Annotated in this window: 20 protein-coding genes; 17 read left to right on the top strand and 3 right to left on the bottom strand. The window is 47.5% G+C overall.

Annotated elements, in window-relative coordinates; genetic code table 11:
- Nucleotides 1-12: 12 nt before the first annotated feature.
- From IEX81_RS03240 to pyc, 3 genes are all read left to right on the top strand, one after another.
- Nucleotides 13-282: an Fpa/YlaN family protein gene (locus IEX81_RS03240; protein ID WP_373292327.1), complete on the top strand. Its 270-nt coding sequence runs from the start codon at nucleotides 13-15 to the stop codon at nucleotides 280-282.
- Between the two features lie 251 nt (nucleotides 283-533).
- A complete protein-coding gene (locus IEX81_RS03235; protein ID WP_188801624.1) occupies nucleotides 534-1694 on the top strand; it encodes an FtsW/RodA/SpoVE family cell cycle protein in 1161 nt (386 codons plus the stop codon).
- A complete protein-coding gene (gene pyc / locus IEX81_RS03230) occupies nucleotides 1675-5121 on the top strand; it encodes a pyruvate carboxylase (RefSeq protein ID WP_188801623.1) in 3447 nt (1148 codons plus the stop codon). The genes IEX81_RS03235 and pyc overlap by 20 nt, the downstream gene beginning before the upstream one ends.
- Nucleotides 5122-5232: 111 nt before the next feature.
- Here pyc and IEX81_RS03225 read toward each other — a convergent pair whose 3' ends face one another.
- A complete protein-coding gene (locus IEX81_RS03225; protein ID WP_188801622.1) occupies nucleotides 5233-6141 on the bottom strand; it encodes a COX15/CtaA family protein in 909 nt (302 codons plus the stop codon).
- A gap of 401 nt (nucleotides 6142-6542) precedes the next feature.
- Between IEX81_RS03225 and cyoE the strand changes: the two genes are divergently transcribed.
- From cyoE to coaD, 10 genes are all read left to right on the top strand, one after another.
- Entirely contained in the window at nucleotides 6543-7475 is a 933-nt protein-coding gene (cyoE, locus tag IEX81_RS03220) for a heme o synthase (RefSeq protein WP_188801621.1), read from the top strand.
- A 129-nt stretch (nucleotides 7476-7604) separates the two neighbouring features.
- A complete protein-coding gene (locus tag IEX81_RS03215; RefSeq protein ID WP_188801620.1) occupies nucleotides 7605-8105 on the top strand; it encodes a GNAT family N-acetyltransferase in 501 nt (166 codons plus the stop codon).
- A gap of 94 nt (nucleotides 8106-8199) precedes the next feature.
- A complete protein-coding gene (locus tag IEX81_RS03210; RefSeq protein ID WP_188801619.1) occupies nucleotides 8200-8733 on the top strand; it encodes a spore germination YkwD domain-containing protein in 534 nt (177 codons plus the stop codon).
- A gap of 120 nt (nucleotides 8734-8853) precedes the next feature.
- Nucleotides 8854-9915, top strand: a complete 1062-nt coding sequence (locus IEX81_RS03205) for a CAP domain-containing protein (RefSeq protein ID WP_229727444.1) — start codon at nucleotides 8854-8856, stop codon at nucleotides 9913-9915.
- Between the two features lie 126 nt (nucleotides 9916-10041).
- A complete protein-coding gene (gene ylbD / locus IEX81_RS03200) occupies nucleotides 10042-10494 on the top strand; it encodes a spore coat protein YlbD (protein WP_188801618.1) in 453 nt (150 codons plus the stop codon).
- A 5-nt stretch (nucleotides 10495-10499) separates the two neighbouring features.
- On the top strand, nucleotides 10500-10775 hold the full coding sequence (locus tag IEX81_RS03195) for a YlbE-like family protein (protein WP_188801617.1): 276 nt from the start codon (nucleotides 10500-10502) through the stop codon (nucleotides 10773-10775).
- Nucleotides 10776-10879: 104 nt separating this feature from the next.
- Complete coding sequence (locus IEX81_RS03190; RefSeq protein WP_188801616.1) at nucleotides 10880-11317, top strand: YlbF/YmcA family competence regulator; 438 nt, start codon at nucleotides 10880-10882, stop codon at nucleotides 11315-11317.
- Nucleotides 11318-11392: 75 nt separating this feature from the next.
- Nucleotides 11393-11668 (top strand): YlbG family protein, encoded by a 276-nt coding sequence (locus IEX81_RS03185; RefSeq protein WP_188801615.1) that lies wholly within the window; start codon nucleotides 11393-11395, stop codon nucleotides 11666-11668.
- Between the two features lie 463 nt (nucleotides 11669-12131).
- Nucleotides 12132-12719: a 16S rRNA (guanine(966)-N(2))-methyltransferase RsmD gene (gene rsmD, locus IEX81_RS03180; protein ID WP_188801614.1), complete on the top strand. Its 588-nt coding sequence runs from the start codon at nucleotides 12132-12134 to the stop codon at nucleotides 12717-12719.
- Nucleotides 12712-13194 carry a pantetheine-phosphate adenylyltransferase gene (gene coaD, locus IEX81_RS03175; RefSeq protein WP_188801613.1) on the top strand — a complete coding sequence of 161 codons (483 nt, stop codon included), beginning with the start codon at nucleotides 12712-12714 and terminating at the stop codon, nucleotides 13192-13194. The genes rsmD and coaD overlap by 8 nt, the downstream gene beginning before the upstream one ends.
- A 286-nt stretch (nucleotides 13195-13480) precedes the next feature.
- Here coaD and spoVV read toward each other — a convergent pair whose 3' ends face one another.
- Entirely contained in the window at nucleotides 13481-14683 is a 1203-nt protein-coding gene (spoVV, locus tag IEX81_RS03170) for a dipicolinic acid transporter SpoVV (protein ID WP_188801612.1), read from the bottom strand.
- Between the two features lie 206 nt (nucleotides 14684-14889).
- Between spoVV and IEX81_RS03165 the strand changes: the two genes are divergently transcribed.
- The gene (locus tag IEX81_RS03165; protein WP_229727443.1) at nucleotides 14890-15933 is read left to right on the top strand and encodes a SepM family pheromone-processing serine protease; all 1044 of its coding nucleotides are present in this window, start codon (nucleotides 14890-14892) and stop codon (nucleotides 15931-15933) included.
- Nucleotides 15934-15970: 37 nt separating this feature from the next.
- On the opposite strand, the gene IEX81_RS03160 is transcribed toward IEX81_RS03165, so the two are convergent.
- On the bottom strand, nucleotides 15971-17224 hold the full coding sequence (locus IEX81_RS03160; protein WP_188801611.1) for a nucleotidyltransferase: 1254 nt from the start codon (nucleotides 17222-17224) through the stop codon (nucleotides 15971-15973).
- Nucleotides 17225-17412: 188 nt separating this feature from the next.
- Between IEX81_RS03160 and IEX81_RS03155 the strand changes: the two genes are divergently transcribed.
- The 3 genes from IEX81_RS03155 to IEX81_RS03145 all read left to right on the top strand — a co-directional run bounded on the left by IEX81_RS03155 (nucleotide 17413) and on the right by IEX81_RS03145 (nucleotide 19068).
- Nucleotides 17413-17931 (top strand): YceD family protein, encoded by a 519-nt coding sequence (locus tag IEX81_RS03155; RefSeq protein WP_188801610.1) that lies wholly within the window; start codon nucleotides 17413-17415, stop codon nucleotides 17929-17931.
- Between the two features lie 21 nt (nucleotides 17932-17952).
- The gene (gene rpmF, locus IEX81_RS03150) at nucleotides 17953-18126 is read left to right on the top strand and encodes a 50S ribosomal protein L32 (RefSeq protein ID WP_188801609.1); all 174 of its coding nucleotides are present in this window, start codon (nucleotides 17953-17955) and stop codon (nucleotides 18124-18126) included.
- Nucleotides 18127-18492: 366 nt separating this feature from the next.
- On the top strand, nucleotides 18493-19068 hold the full coding sequence (locus tag IEX81_RS03145; protein ID WP_188801608.1) for a hypothetical protein: 576 nt from the start codon (nucleotides 18493-18495) through the stop codon (nucleotides 19066-19068).
- The last annotated feature ends 190 nt before the right edge of the window (nucleotides 19069-19258 follow it).

Below are 19258 nucleotides of genomic sequence, written 5' to 3'. Positions count from 1 at the left end.
TTGTCCACCGAAATGGCGATAGGTGAACGCGAAAAAGCCTATGAACTGCTGAAAGCAGATGCGCAGAAAATTTTGCAGCTTATTGGGGTGCAGATGGAGAATTTGACAATGCCCCAGTGCCCGCTTTATGAAGAAGTACTGGACACACAAATGTTCGGCTTATCGCGTGAAATTGACTTTGCAGTTCGCCTGGGTCTCATCCGCGCTGATGAGGGCAGGGAGCTGCTTGGCTCTCTTGAGAGACAGGTTTCTGCTCTGCATGAGGCATCGACACACAAATAAATTTAATCGCTCAAACTCGTACTCGTTACGTTCGTAAGGGGTTGGTTTGGGCTTTTTTGTACGGAACGGCATATTTTCAGATCGGAAAGAGAGACCGATCATCCAGCGCATTATGTTCGGCGGGACCATCCTGCTTTTGCAGCACCGTCCGGCATACTTCCCGGCCTTTGATCGCGCATTGAAGTTGTTCGGATGCGCGGTGTGATGGCAAAGACGCGTATATGGAGAAATGAAACAGACAGGTGGCTGGCATGATAAAGAAGTTATTTCGCTATTACGATTATTCCTTGCTCGTTGTGATGCTCCTTCTTCTGGGGTTCGGGCTTATCATGGTGTACAGCGCCGGCAGTGTTTGGGCAGATCTTGTTCTTCAGAAACCTTCAAACTATTTTTTTGTCAGGCAGCTTTTATGGTGTCTGTTATCGGTTCCAATAGGAATTTTCGGCATGCTGTTTCCCTATCAGGCCTACAGATCTTTTGTAAAGCCCCTAATTATTTTTTCATTTTTTTTGCTCATCCTGCTCTATTTTGCCGGTAAAACCGTGAACAGCGCCCAATCATGGTTCAGTTTGGGTACGGTCAGCTTTGAACCGGCGGAAATCGTGAAAATAACATTGATTTTTTATATGGCTTCTGTTTACTCAAACAAACAGAAATCTATTTCTGATTTTAAAACTTCAGTGCTTCCTCCGCTTCTTATTGTCATGGTTTTCTTTATTTTGGTAGCTATGCAGCCCGACCTGGGGACGGCTCTGATTCTCATTTTTATTTCTGTAGTCATGGTATTGTGTTCCGGATTGAAAATCAGGCATCTCTTTTTTCTGGGTGTATCCACATGCGGATTTATCGGCCTGATGTTTGTTAAATTTCTTTCTCATTATCAAACGGCAAGGTTTCAGGCTGCCTATGATCCGTTTTCGGTTGCAAACACGACCGGCCGCCAGCTGATCAACTCCTATATTGCTATCGCGGCAGGCGGTCTGACAGGCCGCGGATTGGGACAAAGCATTGAAAAAACAGGGTTTCTGCCGGAGCCGCAAACGGATTTTATTATTGCCATCATTGGCGAAGAATTGGGTCTGATCGGGATTCTTTTTGTCATACTCTGCATAGCCTATCTTGTCTTTAAGGGATTTGTAACGGCGATCCGCTGTAAGGATGTGTTTGGCAGCCTGCTGGCCATCGGTATTTCCAGCATGCTCGCCATTCAGACTTTTGTTAACCTTAGCGCCGCTACAGGGCTTATCCCAATCACCGGCGTTACACTGCCCTTTGTAAGTTATGGCGGATCATCACTGCTGATTATGATTTTTTCAATCTGTGTTTTGATGAATATATCCGCTTTTGTCAATATGAGGAGATCAAGTATCAGAACAGAAGGGGAGAGAGAGAATGTCACAACGCTCTATTAGAAAGCTGCTTGTTGCCAACAGAGGCGAAATTGCTATTCGTGTATGCCGGGCATGCAATGAACTCGGCATCCGCACGGTCGCCATCTATTCGAAAGAAGATATCGGTTCCTATCATCGCTATAAGGCTGATGAATCCTATCTGGTTGGCGAAGGGAAAAAACCGATTGAAGCTTATCTTGATATAGAGAGCATTATTGAAATCGCAAAAGCCCATGATGTGGATGCCATCCATCCGGGGTACGGTTTTTTGTCGGAAAATGCGGACTTTGCCAGACGATGCGACGAGGAAGGCATTGTTTTTGTCGGCCCGAAGCCGGAACATCTGGTAACTTTCGGGGACAAATCGGCAGCACGGGCAGCGGCGGAACGTGCAGGAATCCCGGTTATTCCAGGTTCCGGAGGGCCGGTAAAATCCATAGATGATGTCAAAAGTTTTGCCGCGGCGCATGGCTTTCCAATCATTATTAAAGCCGTGCTCGGCGGTGGCGGCCGTGGCATGCGCATCGTCCGCAGCAATAAAAGCCTTGAGGAAGCGTTTGTGCGGGCAAAGTCCGAAGCGAAACAGACTTTTGGCAAGGAAGACGTCTATGTCGAAAAGTACCTCGACGATCCCCGCCATATTGAAGTTCAGGTCATCGCCGATCAATCGGGAGAGACGGTACACCTATTCGAAAGGGACTGTTCCGTTCAGCGGCGCCATCAGAAAGTGGTTGAAGTTGCGCCAAGCCAGGGACTAGGCAGTAAGCTTCGCCATGATATATGCGAAGCGGCTGTCCGTTTGATGAAAAGTGTGAACTATCTGAACGCAGGAACGGTGGAATTTCTTGTTGTTCCTTCCGGAAAATTTTATTTCATTGAAGTTAATCCCCGCGTTCAGGTTGAACACACAGTTACAGAATTAATCACAGGCATTGATATTGTCCAGTCGCAAATACTGATTGCCGAGGGATTCGGGCTCCATGACGATCCGATTCTGATTCCTGATCAGAAGGATATTCAAACTAACGGTTATGCCATCCAGTGCCGCGTGACGACGGAGGATCCAAGCAATAATTTTATGCCGGATACAGGAAAAATTGTCGCCTATCGCAGCGGCGGGGGATTCGGCGTGCGTCTTGATGCAGGAAATGCGTTCACTGGTTCCGTCATCACGCCGTACTATGATTCTCTTTTAGTCAAGCTCTCGACATCAGGAAGAACATTTAAGAGCGCTGCGGCAAAAATGCTGCGCAACCTTAAAGAATTCCGTATCAGAGGCTTGAAGACAAACATTCCTTTCTTAATTAATGTTGTTCAGCATCCGGACTTTTTATCCGGCAATGTTTCGACGACGTTTATTGATACAACGCCTGAACTTTTCGTGTTTGAAAAGAGCCTTGACCGTGGAACGAAGATGCTGACGTATATTGGCAACGTAACGATTAACGGATATCCGGGCATTCAAAAAAACAAAAAGCCGGTATTTGACGTTCCTCCTCTTCCTGACGTAAAACTTTCTGATCCTTTTCTGAGAGGTACCAAGCAAATTCTTGAAGAAAAAGGGGCCAGGGGGGTCTCAGAATGGGTTAAAGCACAGCAGCAAGTCTTGCTGACGGACACCACATTTCGTGATGCGCACCAGAGCCTGCTCGCCACACGTGTCAGAAGCAGGGATATTATCCGTATCGCCTCGCAGACCGCACATCTGCTGCCTCATCTATTTTCGGAAGAGGCGTGGGGCGGCGCGACTTTTGATACGGCCTACAGATTTCTGAGAGAAGACCCGTGGGAAAGGCTGCGGGAAATCCGCAAAAGAATGCCGAATATTCTTCTTCAGATGCTTCTCCGCGGTTCAAATGCCGTCGGCTATAAAAATTATCCGGACAATCTGATTAAAGAGTTTGTCAAAGAGGCTGCTGCAGAAGGCATCGACGTTTTCCGTGTGTTCGACAGTCTTAACTGGCTGGAAGGCATGCGTGTTTCACTTGATGCGGTGATCGAAAGCGGGAAAATAGCCGAGGCCACCTTGTGCTACACAGGCGACATTATGGATGGTTCGCGGACAAAATATAATCTGGATTATTTTAAAAAATTGGCGAAGGAAATGGAAAATGCGGGAGCGCATATCCTCGGCATTAAGGATATGGCCGGTCTGCTGAAACCTGAGGCTGCCTACCGGCTCATCTCAACGCTGAAAGATACTTTGACGATTCCTGTTCATCTCCACACGCATGACACGAGCGGAAACGGCATTTACACGTACGCCAAAGCAGTAGAAGCAGGTGTTGATATTCTCGATGTTGCTGTTGAGGCAGTAGCGGGCACAACCTCGCAGCCAAGTGCGAATGCACTATATTATGCCCTCAGCGAGAGCAGAAGACGTCCGCAGGTGGATATCGGTGCTCTGGAGTCGCTCAGCCATTACTGGGAAAAGGTACGTCAGTATTATTTTCCGTTTGAAAGCGGCATGAAGACGTCCAATGCCGAGATTTATAAACTGGAGATGCCGGGCGGCCAATACAGCAATCTTCGCCAGCAGGCGATCGCCGTCGGACTCGGTGCGCGCTTTGAAGAAGTGAAGGATATGTATCGTCGGGTCAACATTTTGTTCGGCGATATTGTGAAAGTCACGCCTTCTTCAAAAGTGGTCGGAGACATGACCCTCTATATGGTGCAGAATAATCTGACCGAGGATGATATTTTTGAAAAAGGAGAAACGCTGGATTTTCCCGATTCGGTTGTTAATTTTTTCATGGGCGAACTCGGCCAGCCCTATCAAGGTTTTCCGAGGGAGCTGCAGAGTATCATTCTTAAAGGGAAAAAACCTTTGACCGATCGCCCGGGCAAACATCTGGAACCGGTGAATTTCAATGATATTCGGGCGACCCTTCAGGAAAAGTTTGAACGGAACTTTAAGGAATATGAAGTTTTGTCATATGCTCTGTATCCGAAAGTGTATACCGATTATCTGCATTTCTGTGAGACCTACGGCCGGCTTGACGTTCTCGGAACACCGACATTCTTCTATGGACTCCGCCTCGGCGAAGAGGTTGCTGTCGATATTGAGGAAGGAAAAACGCTGATCGTGAAACTGATTTCGATCGGTCATCCTCAAAAAGATGGAACACGTACGTTTTATTTTGAACTCAACGGTCAGCCCCGCGAAGTCACAATCAAAGATATGAGCATCCAGTCAGCGGAAGTGGCCCATTCGAAAGCTGATAAAAACAATCCGATGCAGATTGGGGCCTCGATGCCCGGAACAGTTATCAAAGTGCTCGTTTCTTCCGGAGAACGCGTGAAGAAGGGTGATCATTTGCTGGTCACTGAAGCGATGAAAATGGAAACCACCGTTCAGGCGCCGAATGACGGAGTGATTAAGAAACTTTATGTGAGTGAAAATGACGTTATTGAGACGGGCGATCTGATGATTGAACTCACAGACTAAAAACATTAAAAGACTGCGAATGGAATTCAACAAAAAAAGGAGGGGCAAAGGCTCCTCCTTTTTTCAATGTCTATAATCAAGCGATTCCATTGCAGAAATTCATTCGTTGTTTTACCCGTTAGTCTTTCTAAGGCCCAGCATGAGCAGAATCATCAGTAATCCAAAGAAACAGGTGACGAACAGGGCGTGCAAAATCAACGAATAGAGTGCCATATTCGACTTAATGATGATGATTCCGGAAACGGACTGAAGAAATATGAAAATAAGCGATATAAACAAAACGATGGACAGGCTCGGAATATTTTTATAGCGTTTCAAACAGACGATCAGTGTAATAATCAGCCAGACAAGAATGATGAATGCCAGAACGCGGTGCAGGTACTGGATACCCGCTTTGCTGACCAGCGGTTCCGGGAACAAACGTCCGTTGCAGAGCGGAAAGTCCGTGCATCCAAGGGTGGATTCGGTATGGCGGACGAAGGCGCCTGAATAAATAAGGATATAAGAATAGACACTCAGCAGAATGAAATTCCATCGCATGCCACGGTGAATCGGCGGCACAATCCGGTGGGCGCGCGGCAGCGTTTCCTCAAAAACGATAAAAGCGATCAGAAGCATGCTGGCGAATGAAAGCAGTGATACACCGAAATGGAGGGCCAGGACAGGCGACGACTGTCCCCAGACAACGGCGGCCGCTCCAAGAAAAGCCTGGAGAAAGATAAAAAATACAGAAGCGATTGCAAGGAATCGGATCTCTTTCACTTTTTTCAATTGTATCCATATCCAGATTGCCTGGATGACGGTTAAAATAGAAGCAATTCCGGACACGATCCGGTGGCTGAACTCAATCCATGTTTGCTGCTTGTCGGCAGTCGGAATCACCTGTCCGTTGCAGAGCGGCCAGTTGTTTCCGCAGCCGTACGCCGACCCGGTGTTTGTTACAAGAGCGCCCATCAGGACAACGATCAGAACAGACAATACACCGGCGATGCTCACTATTCTCAAGTAACGGTCTTTCATATGTATCCCCCTGTTTTCCTCTGTTTCCAAGTTTTTCTTGAACATGCAAAGGGTGGTTCAAGAGCCCTTCTACAATTATATTCTAACAGATCAGGCTGCGTTTGGGAGAATGTCGGCTCTTGTTTTGTTTGAACATTGTCGGCTTGCTTTCAAGGCAACGTGATAAATATCATTGTGTTTTATTACAGACAAAGCGGCCGCCATCATATATAATTAAAAATAGGAAAGGAAATTTTTCACTTTTAACAGCAAATTTTGCAGAACGGATCTAAAAAAGAGCTGCTGAGAGATTGAGTATAAGAAGATACAAATTTAGAAGTTTTCGGTACGATGGAGAAAATGCCTTGCCGCACAAAAGAGCGGGTAAAGTACCGGTTATTTCTTGGAAAGAAGGTCTGGAAATGAATAAAACGATTGCATCCAGCCAAACATTTGAGAAGAAAGAGACACTCGAATCCACTGCGGTCGGAATGACGTTTAAAGACGTCCTGACAACGGTGAAAATGGGGATCGTCAATTCAAACCTGATTACTGCTTTTACAGGCGTCTGGCTTGCACTCTATTACACCCAGCAATCTTTATCCAGTTTTATTTTCCCTGTGCTTTTTGTTCTGGCAGGGACAGGGCTGGTTATTGCGGGAGGATGCTCACTCAACAACTATATTGACCGCGATATCGATCAATTAATGAAACGAACGCAGGAACGCCCCTCGGCTACGGGAAAGCTTGAAGGGAGAAAAGTCCTGGCAATGGGAATGGTTCTCTCCCTTACCGGGCTTGCGGCTCTTCTTGCGGCTTCCCAGACCGCCGCGCTATTTGGATTCATCGGTCTGATCGTCTACGTCATGATTTACACGATGTGGCTGAAACGGACTCATTCGATCAATACCATTGTCGGAAGCGTCGCTGGGGCGGTTCCGCCGATTATCGGCTGGGCGGCAATCGATCCTTCATTGAATTCACCTGTTCCCTGGCTACTGTTCATGATCATGTTTCTGTGGCAGCCTCCTCATTTTCTCGCTCTGGCCATTAAGCGTGTTGAAGAATATCGGCGTGCAGGCATTCCGATGCTTCCGGTAGTGGCCGGGTTCGAGATCACGAAGCGTCAGATGATCATTTACGTTGCCGTCCTTGTTCCGACTTCACTGCTTCTCTATTCGCTTGGTGTCATTTATACGGCGGCCGCAGCGATTCTCGGCTTTGGCTGGCTTGCTCTTGCGGTGTACGGACTTTATACAGGAAACACGGTGAAATGGTCGAGAATCATGTTTGTTGCCTCCCTGAACTACATGACGCTTTTATTTATTGCCATGATTGTTTCGACGCTCTTTTAGCGATCAACGGTTCAGATAACAGAAAACATGCGAAAAAGCCGGGGAAGATCTTTCCCGGCTTTTTCGCATGTTCCTCTCCTGAAACAATAGAATAGTATGTAAATATTCAGGGGAAAGGGAGTGAAAGAAATGGCGGTTATCAGAAAAATTACGGCGGCGGATGCAGTGGCATTCCTGCAGCTCAAGCGCGCACTGGACCATGAAACATATTTGATGCTTTTTCAACAGGACGAGCTCTTGACGACCGCAGCGCAAATGAATGAGCGCCTTAAAAAAATAGAAAAGCTGGCGCATACCGCATTATTTGCTGCCGAACGGGATGGACAAATGATCGGTTTCACGGCTGCAATAGGCAATGAACAGAAAAGGATCAGTCATCGTGCCCGGATTGTGACCGGTGTACTTAAAGCGTGGAGACGGCTCGGTTATGGCAGGCTTCTGCTTGAAAAAGCTGAAAACTGGGCAAAAGAAAACGGCATTTTCCGTCTGGAACTGGCTGTCACGGCAAACAACCGTCCGGGGATGCTGTTTTATGGAACAACGGGATTTCAAGTAGAGGGAACGCGCAAAGCGGCGGTTGTCCAGGATGGTGAACACGTGGATGAATTTTATATGGCCAAGCTTCTTTAATGATTGTTTTATAGCACATGGGATACCGCCTTCAGGTGTTTAGCGGCAGCGGGTTTTGGCGAAAATGAAGCTGGATGACGAAGGAGGAAGCAAGATGAAAAGAACAGCCTTTTTCAGGATTCTCAGTTTTTTTTTCGCTGTTTTTACTCTCATTGCCGGTTGCGGGTTGATCACGCACGCAGGGACCGTTCAGACAGCGGAAGAACAATTGACGTCGTCTCCTCAAAGCGGAAATCACTTTTCTCCTGTCTATTTCTCAGAAAGACTGCTGACAAACCGCATTAATAAACAGAGGCAGGCTGCCGCATTGCCCGTGCTCGAAACGGACTGGGATCTGTTCCGGTTCGCGCGTCTTTCGGCCGAAGATCTGGCTGCGGGACGGATCAGGCAGGTCGATGTGCCGAAAATTACCCGACTGTTCGACCATCTTGGACGTCCCGGTGGCCAAATCGCTGCGCTGGTATACCGCGCCTCCCTTAAAGAACGGGTTTCACCGGTCTCTGGACGCTTGTCCGATCATGAAGAACAACTTATAAAAAGGAAAACGTTAAAAAGAATCGGTGCCGGTCACGCAATCGGAAAAGAAGGGCAGGTCTGGGTGGTTCTCCTGTCTGAAGGCGACTATTAATCGTGCTGCTGAAGAGGCTCAGGGAGAAGAAGTTTCGTTACACGGAAGTTATTTTTCCCGTTAAGTAAAAGAATTGATATAATAATGGGAAAAGTACTCAAGGTTTAGAAGGAGGAAATGATGATACGGAAAATCAATCTGATCATTTTTTCCATTGCCGTCATCGTTTTTGCAGGAACATTTCTGATAAGCCTCGTGAGCGATTCTTCAGCTGGCCAAAACATTCAGATCAACAATCATAAGGTGCCTGCCGTTGTACCCCAAATGCATTCCAGTTCGAAAATTCCGAAAAATGGGATACACACATTTATGGGGAAAAGTCAATCCGATATCCTGAAGGTGTTAGGAAAACCGGAACGTATCGATGATACCAAATATGGTTATCAGTGGCTAATCTATGGAACGGGCAGTGAAAGTTACCTGCAGATCGGCATTGATAAGGCGACTCACCAGGTGACCACCATTTACGCGCTTGGGAAAAAACTGATGACACCGCCATTTGTTATCGAAGGGCGATATAAGAAGATTTACGATAACGTGCCGGTTTCGAAAACAGTTTCTTTGACTTACAAGGGAACAAAAATCGATTTTGATTTAAGTGAAGAAGATATGATGATTCGGCCTTTGATCAAGTTTGGCAGCGACTGGGTGCAGTTGAATTATGATCATGTGACAAACAGCCTGGTTGGTGTACGCTACATGTCTTCCGATGTTCTGGTAAGGCAGCATCCATATTCAATGATTTACCTGGGCAGTCTGCCCGCAGAACCTGCTCTTTCCGACTCGGAATGGAAGGCTGTCAATCAGGCTGAGGATCAGGAAATCTTCGACATCAGCAACCTTCTCCGCCTGCGTTTTAAAGAACAGCCGCTGAAATGGAGCGATGCCGCTTACCAGGCCGCGTATCAGCATAGCGAGGAAATGAAGCAGAAAAATTATTTTTCCCATGACTCGAAGTGGTCGGGCGATTTAAAAACGCGTCTTGAAAAGGAAAATATTCTTTTTCAGATTGCCGGCGAAAATATTGCGGCAAGATATCCGGATGCGATCGCGGTCACGCTTGGATGGCTGAACAGCATTGATCATCGAAAGAATCTGTTGAATGGCTCTTTTACTGAGTTAGGTGTCGGATCCTATCAGAATTATTATACACAGGATTTTGTGCAGCCGATGAATCCGTAAACGAGAATGCACCGTGGGAAAATACGAGACGCCGGCTGCCGATATTTTTTTATTTTGGGCGCACATCTTTATTTACTGATGATTATGATGATTGTAGAAAGAGCTGTGGAAGGAGTGTACGGACAAATGGCTGAGGAGAAAACGAATGAAGCAATCAAACGGTTTAAATCTTTTCTGCGCGATCATCCGGAAATCGTCAATCATGTCCGGAGCAAAGACAAAAAATGGAGCGACGTTTTCGATGACTGGGTGATCTTCGGCGAATCGCATGAAATCTGGAAAACATACGGCGTGGACATCGAAAAGAAAAAGAAGGAGACCAGGCCTGTATTTAACTGGAATAATGTGCTGAAAGCAGTTGATAAAATAGATACAAAACAATGGCAGGAAAGACTGGACACGTTGAGCGGCGCACTGACAGGCATTCAGACGTTTATCGGACAGTTCAGGCAGGACGGCGGACAAAATGGCCAGCCAGGGCAGAACAGCGGACAAAACGTGTCCGGTGCCGCGCCCGCTCCCCCGGCTTCGGACAGGACGGGCGATGGGCAAAGACCATTTTTCTTTCGAAGGGATTGAGATTATTGAGGCGGGATGTTCAACGCTATCTGGATGAGAGACCCGAGGAGAGGCTGTTCGTGCGCCTGCATCCTGAATGGTACCGCAGGCTCAGCCGGTCGCCTCAGGATTTGGCCGGGCTAAAACATGAGGCCGATTTTTATTTCGGACGAACATTCGGTCAGAGACTCGACAGACTGAATAATCAGGCGAATATGCTTCTGCTGATGATGAGTGTAGCTCAGGCTATGGGCGCGGAGCGTCAAAAAAAGGCCGAACAGAGCGACACCGGAGAAAATTAAGCGGTTCGCGGGACGGGAACCGTCCACGGCGCAGATATCATATGCCTGAATGGAACTTTCCCTTCATTTGTTGTATATTTTAATTAAGCCGGGGGTGACAAAAAGTGATCGCTACTATAGAAAATGTTTCTCTCCTTGATGAGACAGACGATTTGGCTCAAATGTTTATTCATTCGGAGCCGTATGCGCGCTACGCCGATTGCAGGGCGCAAATTGACCGGGATGAAACGGCGCAGGCACTGATTCGCCACTTTGTTCAGGTCAGAGAAAAGTATAATGAGGTCCAGCGATTCGGACGCTATCATCCGGACTTTAAAGCGGTTGTCCGGCAAATGATGGAAGCGAAACGCGCTGTCGATCTGAACCCGCTCGTTGCCGAGTATCGGAAAGCGGAGAACGAGGTGGGAAGCTTGCTCGGGCAGGTAAGCCTGCAGCTTGCCCGCGCCGTTTCGGATTCCATAAAAGTGCCGACAGGCGACCCGTTCTTTGACCGCTCCTGCGGCACAGGGTGCGGTTCCGGCGGCAAATGCGGGTGCCGATAAGAACAGGCGGGTTTCAAATAAAAAGGAAAGCGGACAAAGATAGGTAAGCTGGTTCAATAGGGGTGGTATGCGGCAATGCCTTTTCAAAAAAGAGACGGGCTGGTTGTCTGGCTCTATAATTTAAAATATTTGCGTGTTCTCAGACGTTACGGATATGTTCATTACGTCTCGAAAAAGATGAAATACGCTATACTGTACTGCAACGGAGAAACAACGGAATTCGTTGTCAGTCAGCTGGCTAGGATGAAATTTGTGAAGAGTATCGAGCAATCGCATCTTCAGGAGGTACGAACAACTTACGAAAAAGGGAAAACAAAACGAGAAGAAAAGGATGAAATCTACAATTACTGAAAAGATGCGGTGAGCGGCAACGGATGAAAAGAACGCATTCAGGGTTAGTTGATGATGTTTGGTACAAGCATTCGGAGAAAAGCCGTTTCAATTAGAAAACTTGGCGAAGCCAAGCCCTGACGCAGGCTGAGCCTTAGTTGCGGGGGCCAGGACGGCTTAATGCCGAACATGCCGCAGGACGCGGCGATCTGTTCGGTCGCTTACACTATGATCCTTAAAATTTTTATTCTTTCCTATAGTGTAAAAGAAACCCGCAGAAATCTGCGGGCTTGTCTTTAAGCATCTATCGATGCAAGACAATGGGAGAGGAGAAACCGGCGGAAAACTTATGGGGAAACGTAAGCATCCGCGGTTGGGTCAACATCTTAAAGGATGCTGCCAGCTCCTATTATTCACTCGTCCTCTAAATTCTATACATGGATTTGCAGCGATTTTTCAGGAAAAGGCTTGGGAGGAAGGATCATTGAGAGTAATTGCCGGAGAAAACAAAGGAAGGGCGTTAAAGCCGGTCGCCGGCCGGCTTACACGTCCGACCACGGACAAGGTTAAAGAAACCATTTTCAATATGATCGGTCCTTTTTTTGAGGGCGGAAGAGTCCTTGATCTTTATGGAGGCAGCGGCAGCCTCGGGCTGGAAGCTTTGAGCCGGGGTGCGGATTGCGCCGTGTTTGTCGATAAAGCCGGCCCTGCCTGCCGCATCATTCACGAAAATGTAAAAAACTGCCGGTATGATGAGCGCTCGGTAATTTTACAGCTTGATTCCGGAAGGGCGCTGGAACGGTTGGCGGATGAAAAGAAACATTTTGATTACGTCTTCCTCGACCCTCCTTATGCGAAGCAGCATCTTTCAAATGACATGACGATGATGCTTGAGAAAGATCTGCTGTCCCGTGATGCCGTTGTCGTCGTCGAACATGAAAACACGGTCTTGCTTCCCGAACGTTTTGATCCGAATTTGATTCGCTGGAAATATCGGACGTATCAGGGAAAAACAGCCGTTTCGATTTACATATTTCAGTTTGAAGATCAGGGAAGTGAATCCGTTGAGTGAAAAAATTGCCGTTTATCCTGGCAGTTTTGATCCGATAACTTTTGGCCATCTGGATATTATCCGTCGCGGCATGACTGTTTTCGATAAAATTATTGTCGCCGTTCTGAATAATTCTCGGAAAGATCCGCTGTTCACGGTGGATGAACGTGTTGACTTGCTGGGGCAGGCAACGAGCGCTTTTCCCGGTGTAACTGTGGATTCGTTTGATGGCCTGCTGATGGATTATGTCCGGGAGAAAGATGTCCATATCGTTCTTCGCGGCCTGAGAGCGATCTCCGATTTCGAATATGAGCTGCAGATTGCTTCTATAAATAAAAGCCTGAGCCCGGAAATCGAGACCTGTTTTATGATGACCAGCAACAAGTATTCTTTCCTTAGTTCCAGTATGGTTAAAGAAGTCGCGAAGTATGGCGGACCTGTTCATGAACTGGTTCCTGAACCCGTCGAAAGGGCGCTGAAGAAAAAGTTTGTATAAGAGTCTGTTCGAAAAGGAGGACAAAAAGGGCCGAGAAGGTCAAGAAAGCGCAGCTTCGAGCTACCTGCGCGTGCTTTCACAGGATGTGATGACTTCAACGTTGCGTACAGGACGTACGCGTTCTTAGTTGAAGTTCCCCTGTTACTACGTGAGGAGCGGAGAAGCAAGTTGACGCAGAACTTCCACAGGATGTGGTGACTTCTGCGTTGTGCACAGGACGTGCACGTTATTAGCAGAAGGTCTTTTCTTAGCTTTTCCCGGACTTTTCGAACACCCTCTATAACGGCTATTTCCGGTGCATCGCCGCCATCATCCGATTCAGGAGAATCATGATGAAAATCAGCAGCACACTTACTGTAACAAGCGGACCAATAGATAAACCTGTGTTTGAAAAAAAGCCTGGCTGCGGACTCAATGCAAATGAAGGTTCGTTTTTCAGTTTTTCGTTTATATGAAAAAATCGGTACAGAAACAGAGCGGCAACGCCGGAAAAGAACGCATGGAAAAGCCGTCCGATGAGAAAGGGTTTTGCGCTGAGCCCGGCCTGAGAAAGAATACTGACGGCCTGGGCCTGTATGGAAAAACCGCAGAATCCAAGAAGAGCGCTCGCCAGCACAACCCGTTCGGTTAGCGGTGCGGGCGATCCCCCGATCTGAAGTGCCCCGATCGTGAGTTCGAAAATACCCGGAACGGCTGCTGAGCCGAGCTCCGGTGCGAATCCGATCATACCAAGAAGCGAACCGAACGCTTTTTCAAGCAATCCCGATACGCCGATCTGTATCATCAGCTGATTCACCATCGAAAAAAGGGCAATAAATCCTCCGATTGTGAGCAGAATGCTGACCGAGGAAGTCACGGCGTCACCGAGCGTTTTTCCAAAAGGCTGATACCGGTTCAGCCGCTCCGCGTGCATACTTCGCAGCGCTTTCGAGAACACTGAACGTGAATCACGTTCTTTAACCGGGCTGCTTTTCCCGGATTTATAGAAGCGCATCATCAGCCCGACACCAATATTTCCTGTATAATGGGCCAGTGCAAAAACGATGCCGAGCACAGCCTGATGAAAGAATCCGACGGCGGTGACACTGAACAGAAAGAGGGGATTGCTGAAGTTTGTAAAACTGGACAGCCGTTCCGCCTCGATCTTTGTCAGTTTCTTCTCCTCGTACAGCCGCGCAGTTATGCGCGCACCGGCCGGAAAACCGGAGATGAGCCCCATCATGAAGACAAATCCTCCTATCCCGGGAACTTTGAAGAGCGGACGCATGACGGGTTCCAGCAGGACGCCGGCAAACGTCACGACACCAAATCCGATCATCAGTTCGGAAAGGACGAAGAAAGGGAAGAGAGCCGGGAACACTTTGTTCCACCATAGCTGCAGTCCCTGAAGTGAGGCGTTTACCGCAGTGGCCGGATACTTGACCATTAATAAAGCAAGTCCCGCAGAGCCCGCTGCGAGAAAATAGGTGACGCTCCTTGAGCGGTTCATTGTCTCCCCTCCTTTTTTGTTTGTATATGGGAAACAGCGACCTGTCCATTCATCACTATACTGGAAAGCGGTCGGAGTTAGACCATTCCGGTATCTGAATAAAACACAAATTATTACATAATTGTCATCATCATTCTGAAATGTGCTAGTCTCAATGGAGTTATTTTTTCAGAGCGACTGTGCAGGTTAAAACGATCATTCACAAAATGGGGGCGGCGAACATCTTACAGCGCAAAAAAAGAATTCTACGTTGGGTCATCCTTGTATCCGTTCTGATTTTGCTTGCGCTTAATTTTGTCAGGCTCCCCTATTACGTCCAGAGCCCCGGGGCCGCCCAATCAATGGCCGGAACGGTGAAGGTGGCCGGCGGACATCCGGTTAACGGGGAATACAGGCTTGTGTATATATACCTTGGACAGGCGGATGTCTATCAATACTTGTGGGCGAAATACGGCGGAAACAAGTACGTGACGCTTGTAAATGAGAATCAGGTGAAAATTCCGAATGAGAGTGATGCTGCCTACAATCTGCGCCAGGAAAATTATATGACCTCCGCGCAGCAGAGTGCGGCTTATGTTGCCTATAAAGCAGCCGGGAAAAAGCCGAAGCTGATCAAGGAAGGCGTTTTGATTCTGGACGTCATGCCATCGATGCCCAGCGCAAAAGTACTGAAACCCGGCGATCTGATCATCGGCATCGAAAACAAAAAGATTTCCTCGACCGGCGACCTGGAGGCTCTCCTAAAAAATAAAAAATTAGGCGATCGCTTGACGCTGACCATTTCCAGAAATCATCAGACAAAACAGGTTGCCGTGCAGATCGCAAAGTTTCCAAAGGACATGATTGGAAACGGAAAAAGCAGCGGGATCGGCATCATTCAGAGCGATCAGATAAAAGTGAACGTAAATCCGCCGGTTCAATTTAAAATTCAAAATATCGGCGGTCCTTCCGCCGGTCTGATGATGACTCTTGAAATTTACGATCAGCTGACACAGGAGGATTTAGCTAAGGGACGGGATATCGCCGGAACGGGAACCATTGAAATGAACGGTGATGTCGGACCGATCGGCGGGATCGAGGACAAGGTAGTTGGCGCGAATAAGTCGGGCGCCGGCGTCTTCCTGGCCCCAACTGCGGATCACGAATATGAAGCGGCGAAACAAACAGCTAAAGAAATTGGATCGCACATGAAAATCGTTCCTGTGAAAACCTTCGCGGACGCCGTAAACTATCTTAAGCGTACAAAATGATTGTCTATAAATGGTAAAAGGACTGTATCCCCGCGCGTCAATCGATGCCGCCGGTGAACAGTCCTTTTTCTTCATCATATCTTACGGGTGCATGGCTTGTTTCGGAACGGGTAGCTGCCGGGTGTCCGCCGCCGGAGAGAAAGTCGTAAAGTGCAGCCGCCCTGATGTCGAGGTCAAGAATGGGATTGCGATGTTTTCTGATTTTGGCGACCAGCGGCACCTGAAGATCCTTGCGGATAGCGGCAAGATAATTCTGTCCTTTTTTGTTCATGCCAAGCAGGCGCAGGTACGGGGCCTCCCCGGCAGCTGCCGGAAGCCGGGCATCGCTTTTGGACGTATTGGTCAGAACGTGAACCGAAAGACGCTGCAGCCTTGCCCAAGTGTAGCGTTTTGTTTTAACAGACGAGATAAAGTTGTAAAAGTTATCCGCCTTTGCGATATAGGAAAGAAGCCGGTGTTCGATGCCTTCTTCCATTTCATAGATTTGAGAGAGCTGCTGTGCGGTCGACGACAGCAATCTGTATTTAAGAAAAGGGAAAAAAGTCTCCCAATCCGTAAATCCATGGAATTCATTCTTCCTGTTCAGAGAAGAATAAACAAAGGACGGAATTTTATTTTGAAGGTTTGTTAAGGATCCCCCGCCAAGAAGATAGCTTCGGATACTTCTCGCACTTGCGATAGATGCCTCGCTATCGAAAGTCCTGTCTCCATGGCCAGTTTCCTTTCGGAGAATGGTGACCGGGATCATAGCACTTTTTCGGTTATGAATCGCTTGAATGTAGTGAAATCCAAGGCTGTTGTTCGGCTGAGTCAGGTCGACCAGCTCTCCATCTGCCGACGAGGAAAGGAGCCTGTAGGCGGCAGCGTGGGCATTCGGGTAGCTCATACCTTCGCGAAGCGCTTCTTTGAGTGCCTGATTGTAGCGTTCTTTATTGTTTTCAATCAGGGAAAGAGTGTGGAAAAAGGGTTCGGTTCGCCCGATCTCGCTCCCGAAAATCAGATGGCTCACGCCGAGCTGATCCAGTACGGATACAGCCCCCCGGGCAAAGATATCGGCCTTTCCGACTGAAAAAATATAAGGAAGTTCAATGATCAGATCAATACCGGCCTGAAGGGCCATGCGGGTTCGGTCCCATTTGGAAACAACCGCCGGCTCCCCGCGCTGCAGAAAGTCTCCGCTCATAACCGAGACGATGAGGTCGGGACGAAGCGTTTGCCGAAGGGTATCCAGCTGGTAGAGATGCCCGTTGTGAAACGGATTATATTCGGTAATGACTCCCGCAATCAGCATCTTTCTCTTCCTTTTTAAGCAAATTTTTATTGAACGACCGGCAGAATTCATTTTACCATATTTTTTCCCCGACAAGAAATTGGCGCCGGCAGGGGCGCTGTGATAATCTAGATTCAGGCGGAATGAGCGGATTGACATTCAGCCAAGCGGGGATTATAATTACATTTGTTGTCTAGAGGTGGTTCATTATGTCTTTATCATGGTCAGTACCCGATTTGCTTCAGTACAGGCAAGAGGGATTGAGTTTTCACGAAGAAGTTGTATTGCCTCTGGAATTGTTTCGCGCAGATCCTGAAATACGGAGAATGTCGCCTGTTGACGTAAAGGGCGTTGTTGAATTTTCAAAACGATCACTCACCTTTCATTTGCAGCTCAGGGGCAAGATGGTGTTGCCGTGTGCTATAACATTGGAAGATGTCGACTATCCCTTTAAAATCAATTCGTCTGAAACGTTTTTGCTGACCGGAGCCGAAGAGGGCGAGGCGGCAAGAGGCGAATTTGTTCACGGTATTGAAGAAGAGCGTATCGACCTCGTGCCCTACTTGGTGGAAGCGATTATGGTTGAAAAACCGATGCGTGTCGTCAGTGAAAAAGCGAAAGCCGATCCGGACTTATCGGGGGAAGGCTGGACATTTGTCGCTGGCAGCCAATCGAAACAGCAAATAGATCCGAGGTTTGAAAAACTGAAGAAGTTTTTTGATGAATAATTGTCCGAGGAGGTGTGAACCATGGCAGTACCTAAAAGAAGAACATCTACGACTCGCAAGAATAAGCGTCGCACACATTTTAAACTGGCCGTTCCAGGCATGGTGAAATGTGACAACTGCGGTGAATATAAACTGGCTCATCGTGTATGCCCGAATTGTGGCTCATACAAAGGTGAGGAAGTCGTTGAAAAATAATTACTTGTTATTCGGATGAGGAGCCACGGCTCTTCATTTTTTTTAACAAAGCTTCATTAATGAATTCTGTTGATTTATGAATCATAGGACCCTTGATGCGTCAAGGATGTATGAAACGTGTTCAAACGCGGGATTCAAAGATCACTTTGATCAACACTATTTTTTTACATAGCCTATAGCAGATCTGGCGGGAGGTTCATAAGAACCGCCCTTTTTTTAACGTCTCTGCAGATCTGTCTCCTCTTTCATGACCCAAAAATGATTGAGAAAAACCCGGTCTTCTCTTCTACCGATCCTATCATCCGCATATTGATGGAAAAGGAGCGATTCTCACGCCTCCGATCTGAGAGAAAAGAGGGGAAATCAATGCCATCCATTCGACAGGATGCCTGGTCACATACCGAAGATGTGAGACTTGCAGAAACGATTCTTCGGCATATCGGTGAAGGAAGCACGCAGCTGGCTGCGTTCAGGGAAGCAGGCGGCCTTCTCTCGCGAACACCCGCAGCATGCGGCTTTCGCTGGAATTCATCTGTGCGAAAGCAATTCGAGAAAGAAATGAAAGAGGCAAAAGAGAGGCGCAGGGAGTATAAAAAGCATAAAAAGACGCCGACAGCCCAGGTGGAGACGGAAATTTCTGCAGAATCCCCGTTCTCTGAAACATCTGTTTCCGAACCATTTATTGATCAGATGATCCGGTTTCTGAGTCAGCTGAAAACAGGTTCAAGTTCCAAGCTTTCACACGATATGAAAACTCAGCTGGACCGGCTCAAAACTGAAAACAGAATGCTTGATGAAGCCTACAGAAGACTTGAAAAAGAATATTCAGGGATGAAAAAAAATTATGCGTCCCTCCTGAATGTCCTGAAAATCGTCGATCAGGCAAGAGCGCAGATGCCGCAGCGTGAAGAAAGAAAAGTCGCCAAAGATCACGCCCGCTGAAACAAATTCTGTAAAACAAGAGCAAAATCCAATACCCAAAAAAGATGAGATGCAGAAGACGAAGGTCCAGGCATTTGATCTTTTTTTTGTGTGTAAGGGTTTTGAGAGTTATTTCATGTGCCCGGCCGAAGCAGAATGACGATCCGGTATATCTGAACATTTTCAGTCACCGGGGAGGAAATCATCAAAA

Source organism: Sporolactobacillus putidus (assembly GCF_014647035.1).
Classification (GTDB): Bacteria; Bacillota; Bacilli; order Bacillales; family Sporolactobacillaceae; genus Sporolactobacillus; species Sporolactobacillus putidus.
This window is presented reverse-complemented; position numbering and strand designations above follow the sequence as displayed.

Bases quoted from the DNA above. Each gene is read 5' to 3' on its own strand.
- IEX81_RS03240 (WP_373292327.1), top strand. From the start codon at position 13: ATGGCGATAGGTGAACGCGAAAAAGCCTATGAACTGCTGAAAGCAGAT.
- IEX81_RS03235 (WP_188801624.1), top strand. From the start codon at position 534: ATGATAAAGAAGTTATTTCGCTATTACGATTATTCCTTGCTCGTTGTG.
- pyc (WP_188801623.1), top strand. From the start codon at position 1,675: ATGTCACAACGCTCTATTAGAAAGCTGCTTGTTGCCAACAGAGGCGAA.
- IEX81_RS03225 (WP_188801622.1), bottom strand. From the start codon at position 6,141: ATGAAAGACCGTTACTTGAGAATAGTGAGCATCGCCGGTGTATTGTCT.
- cyoE (WP_188801621.1), top strand. From the start codon at position 6,543: ATGAATAAAACGATTGCATCCAGCCAAACATTTGAGAAGAAAGAGACA.
- IEX81_RS03215 (WP_188801620.1), top strand. From the start codon at position 7,605: ATGGCGGTTATCAGAAAAATTACGGCGGCGGATGCAGTGGCATTCCTG.
- IEX81_RS03210 (WP_188801619.1), top strand. From the start codon at position 8,200: ATGAAAAGAACAGCCTTTTTCAGGATTCTCAGTTTTTTTTTCGCTGTT.
- IEX81_RS03205 (WP_229727444.1), top strand. From the start codon at position 8,854: ATGATACGGAAAATCAATCTGATCATTTTTTCCATTGCCGTCATCGTT.
- ylbD (WP_188801618.1), top strand. From the start codon at position 10,042: ATGGCTGAGGAGAAAACGAATGAAGCAATCAAACGGTTTAAATCTTTT.
- IEX81_RS03185 (WP_188801615.1), top strand. From the start codon at position 11,393: ATGCCTTTTCAAAAAAGAGACGGGCTGGTTGTCTGGCTCTATAATTTA.
- spoVV (WP_188801612.1), bottom strand. From the start codon at position 14,683: ATGAACCGCTCAAGGAGCGTCACCTATTTTCTCGCAGCGGGCTCTGCG.
- IEX81_RS03165 (WP_229727443.1), top strand. From the start codon at position 14,890: ATGGGGGCGGCGAACATCTTACAGCGCAAAAAAAGAATTCTACGTTGG.
- IEX81_RS03160 (WP_188801611.1), bottom strand. From the start codon at position 17,224: ATGCTGATTGCGGGAGTCATTACCGAATATAATCCGTTTCACAACGGG.
- IEX81_RS03155 (WP_188801610.1), top strand. From the start codon at position 17,413: ATGTCTTTATCATGGTCAGTACCCGATTTGCTTCAGTACAGGCAAGAG.
- rpmF (WP_188801609.1), top strand. From the start codon at position 17,953: ATGGCAGTACCTAAAAGAAGAACATCTACGACTCGCAAGAATAAGCGT.
- IEX81_RS03145 (WP_188801608.1), top strand. From the start codon at position 18,493: ATGCCATCCATTCGACAGGATGCCTGGTCACATACCGAAGATGTGAGA.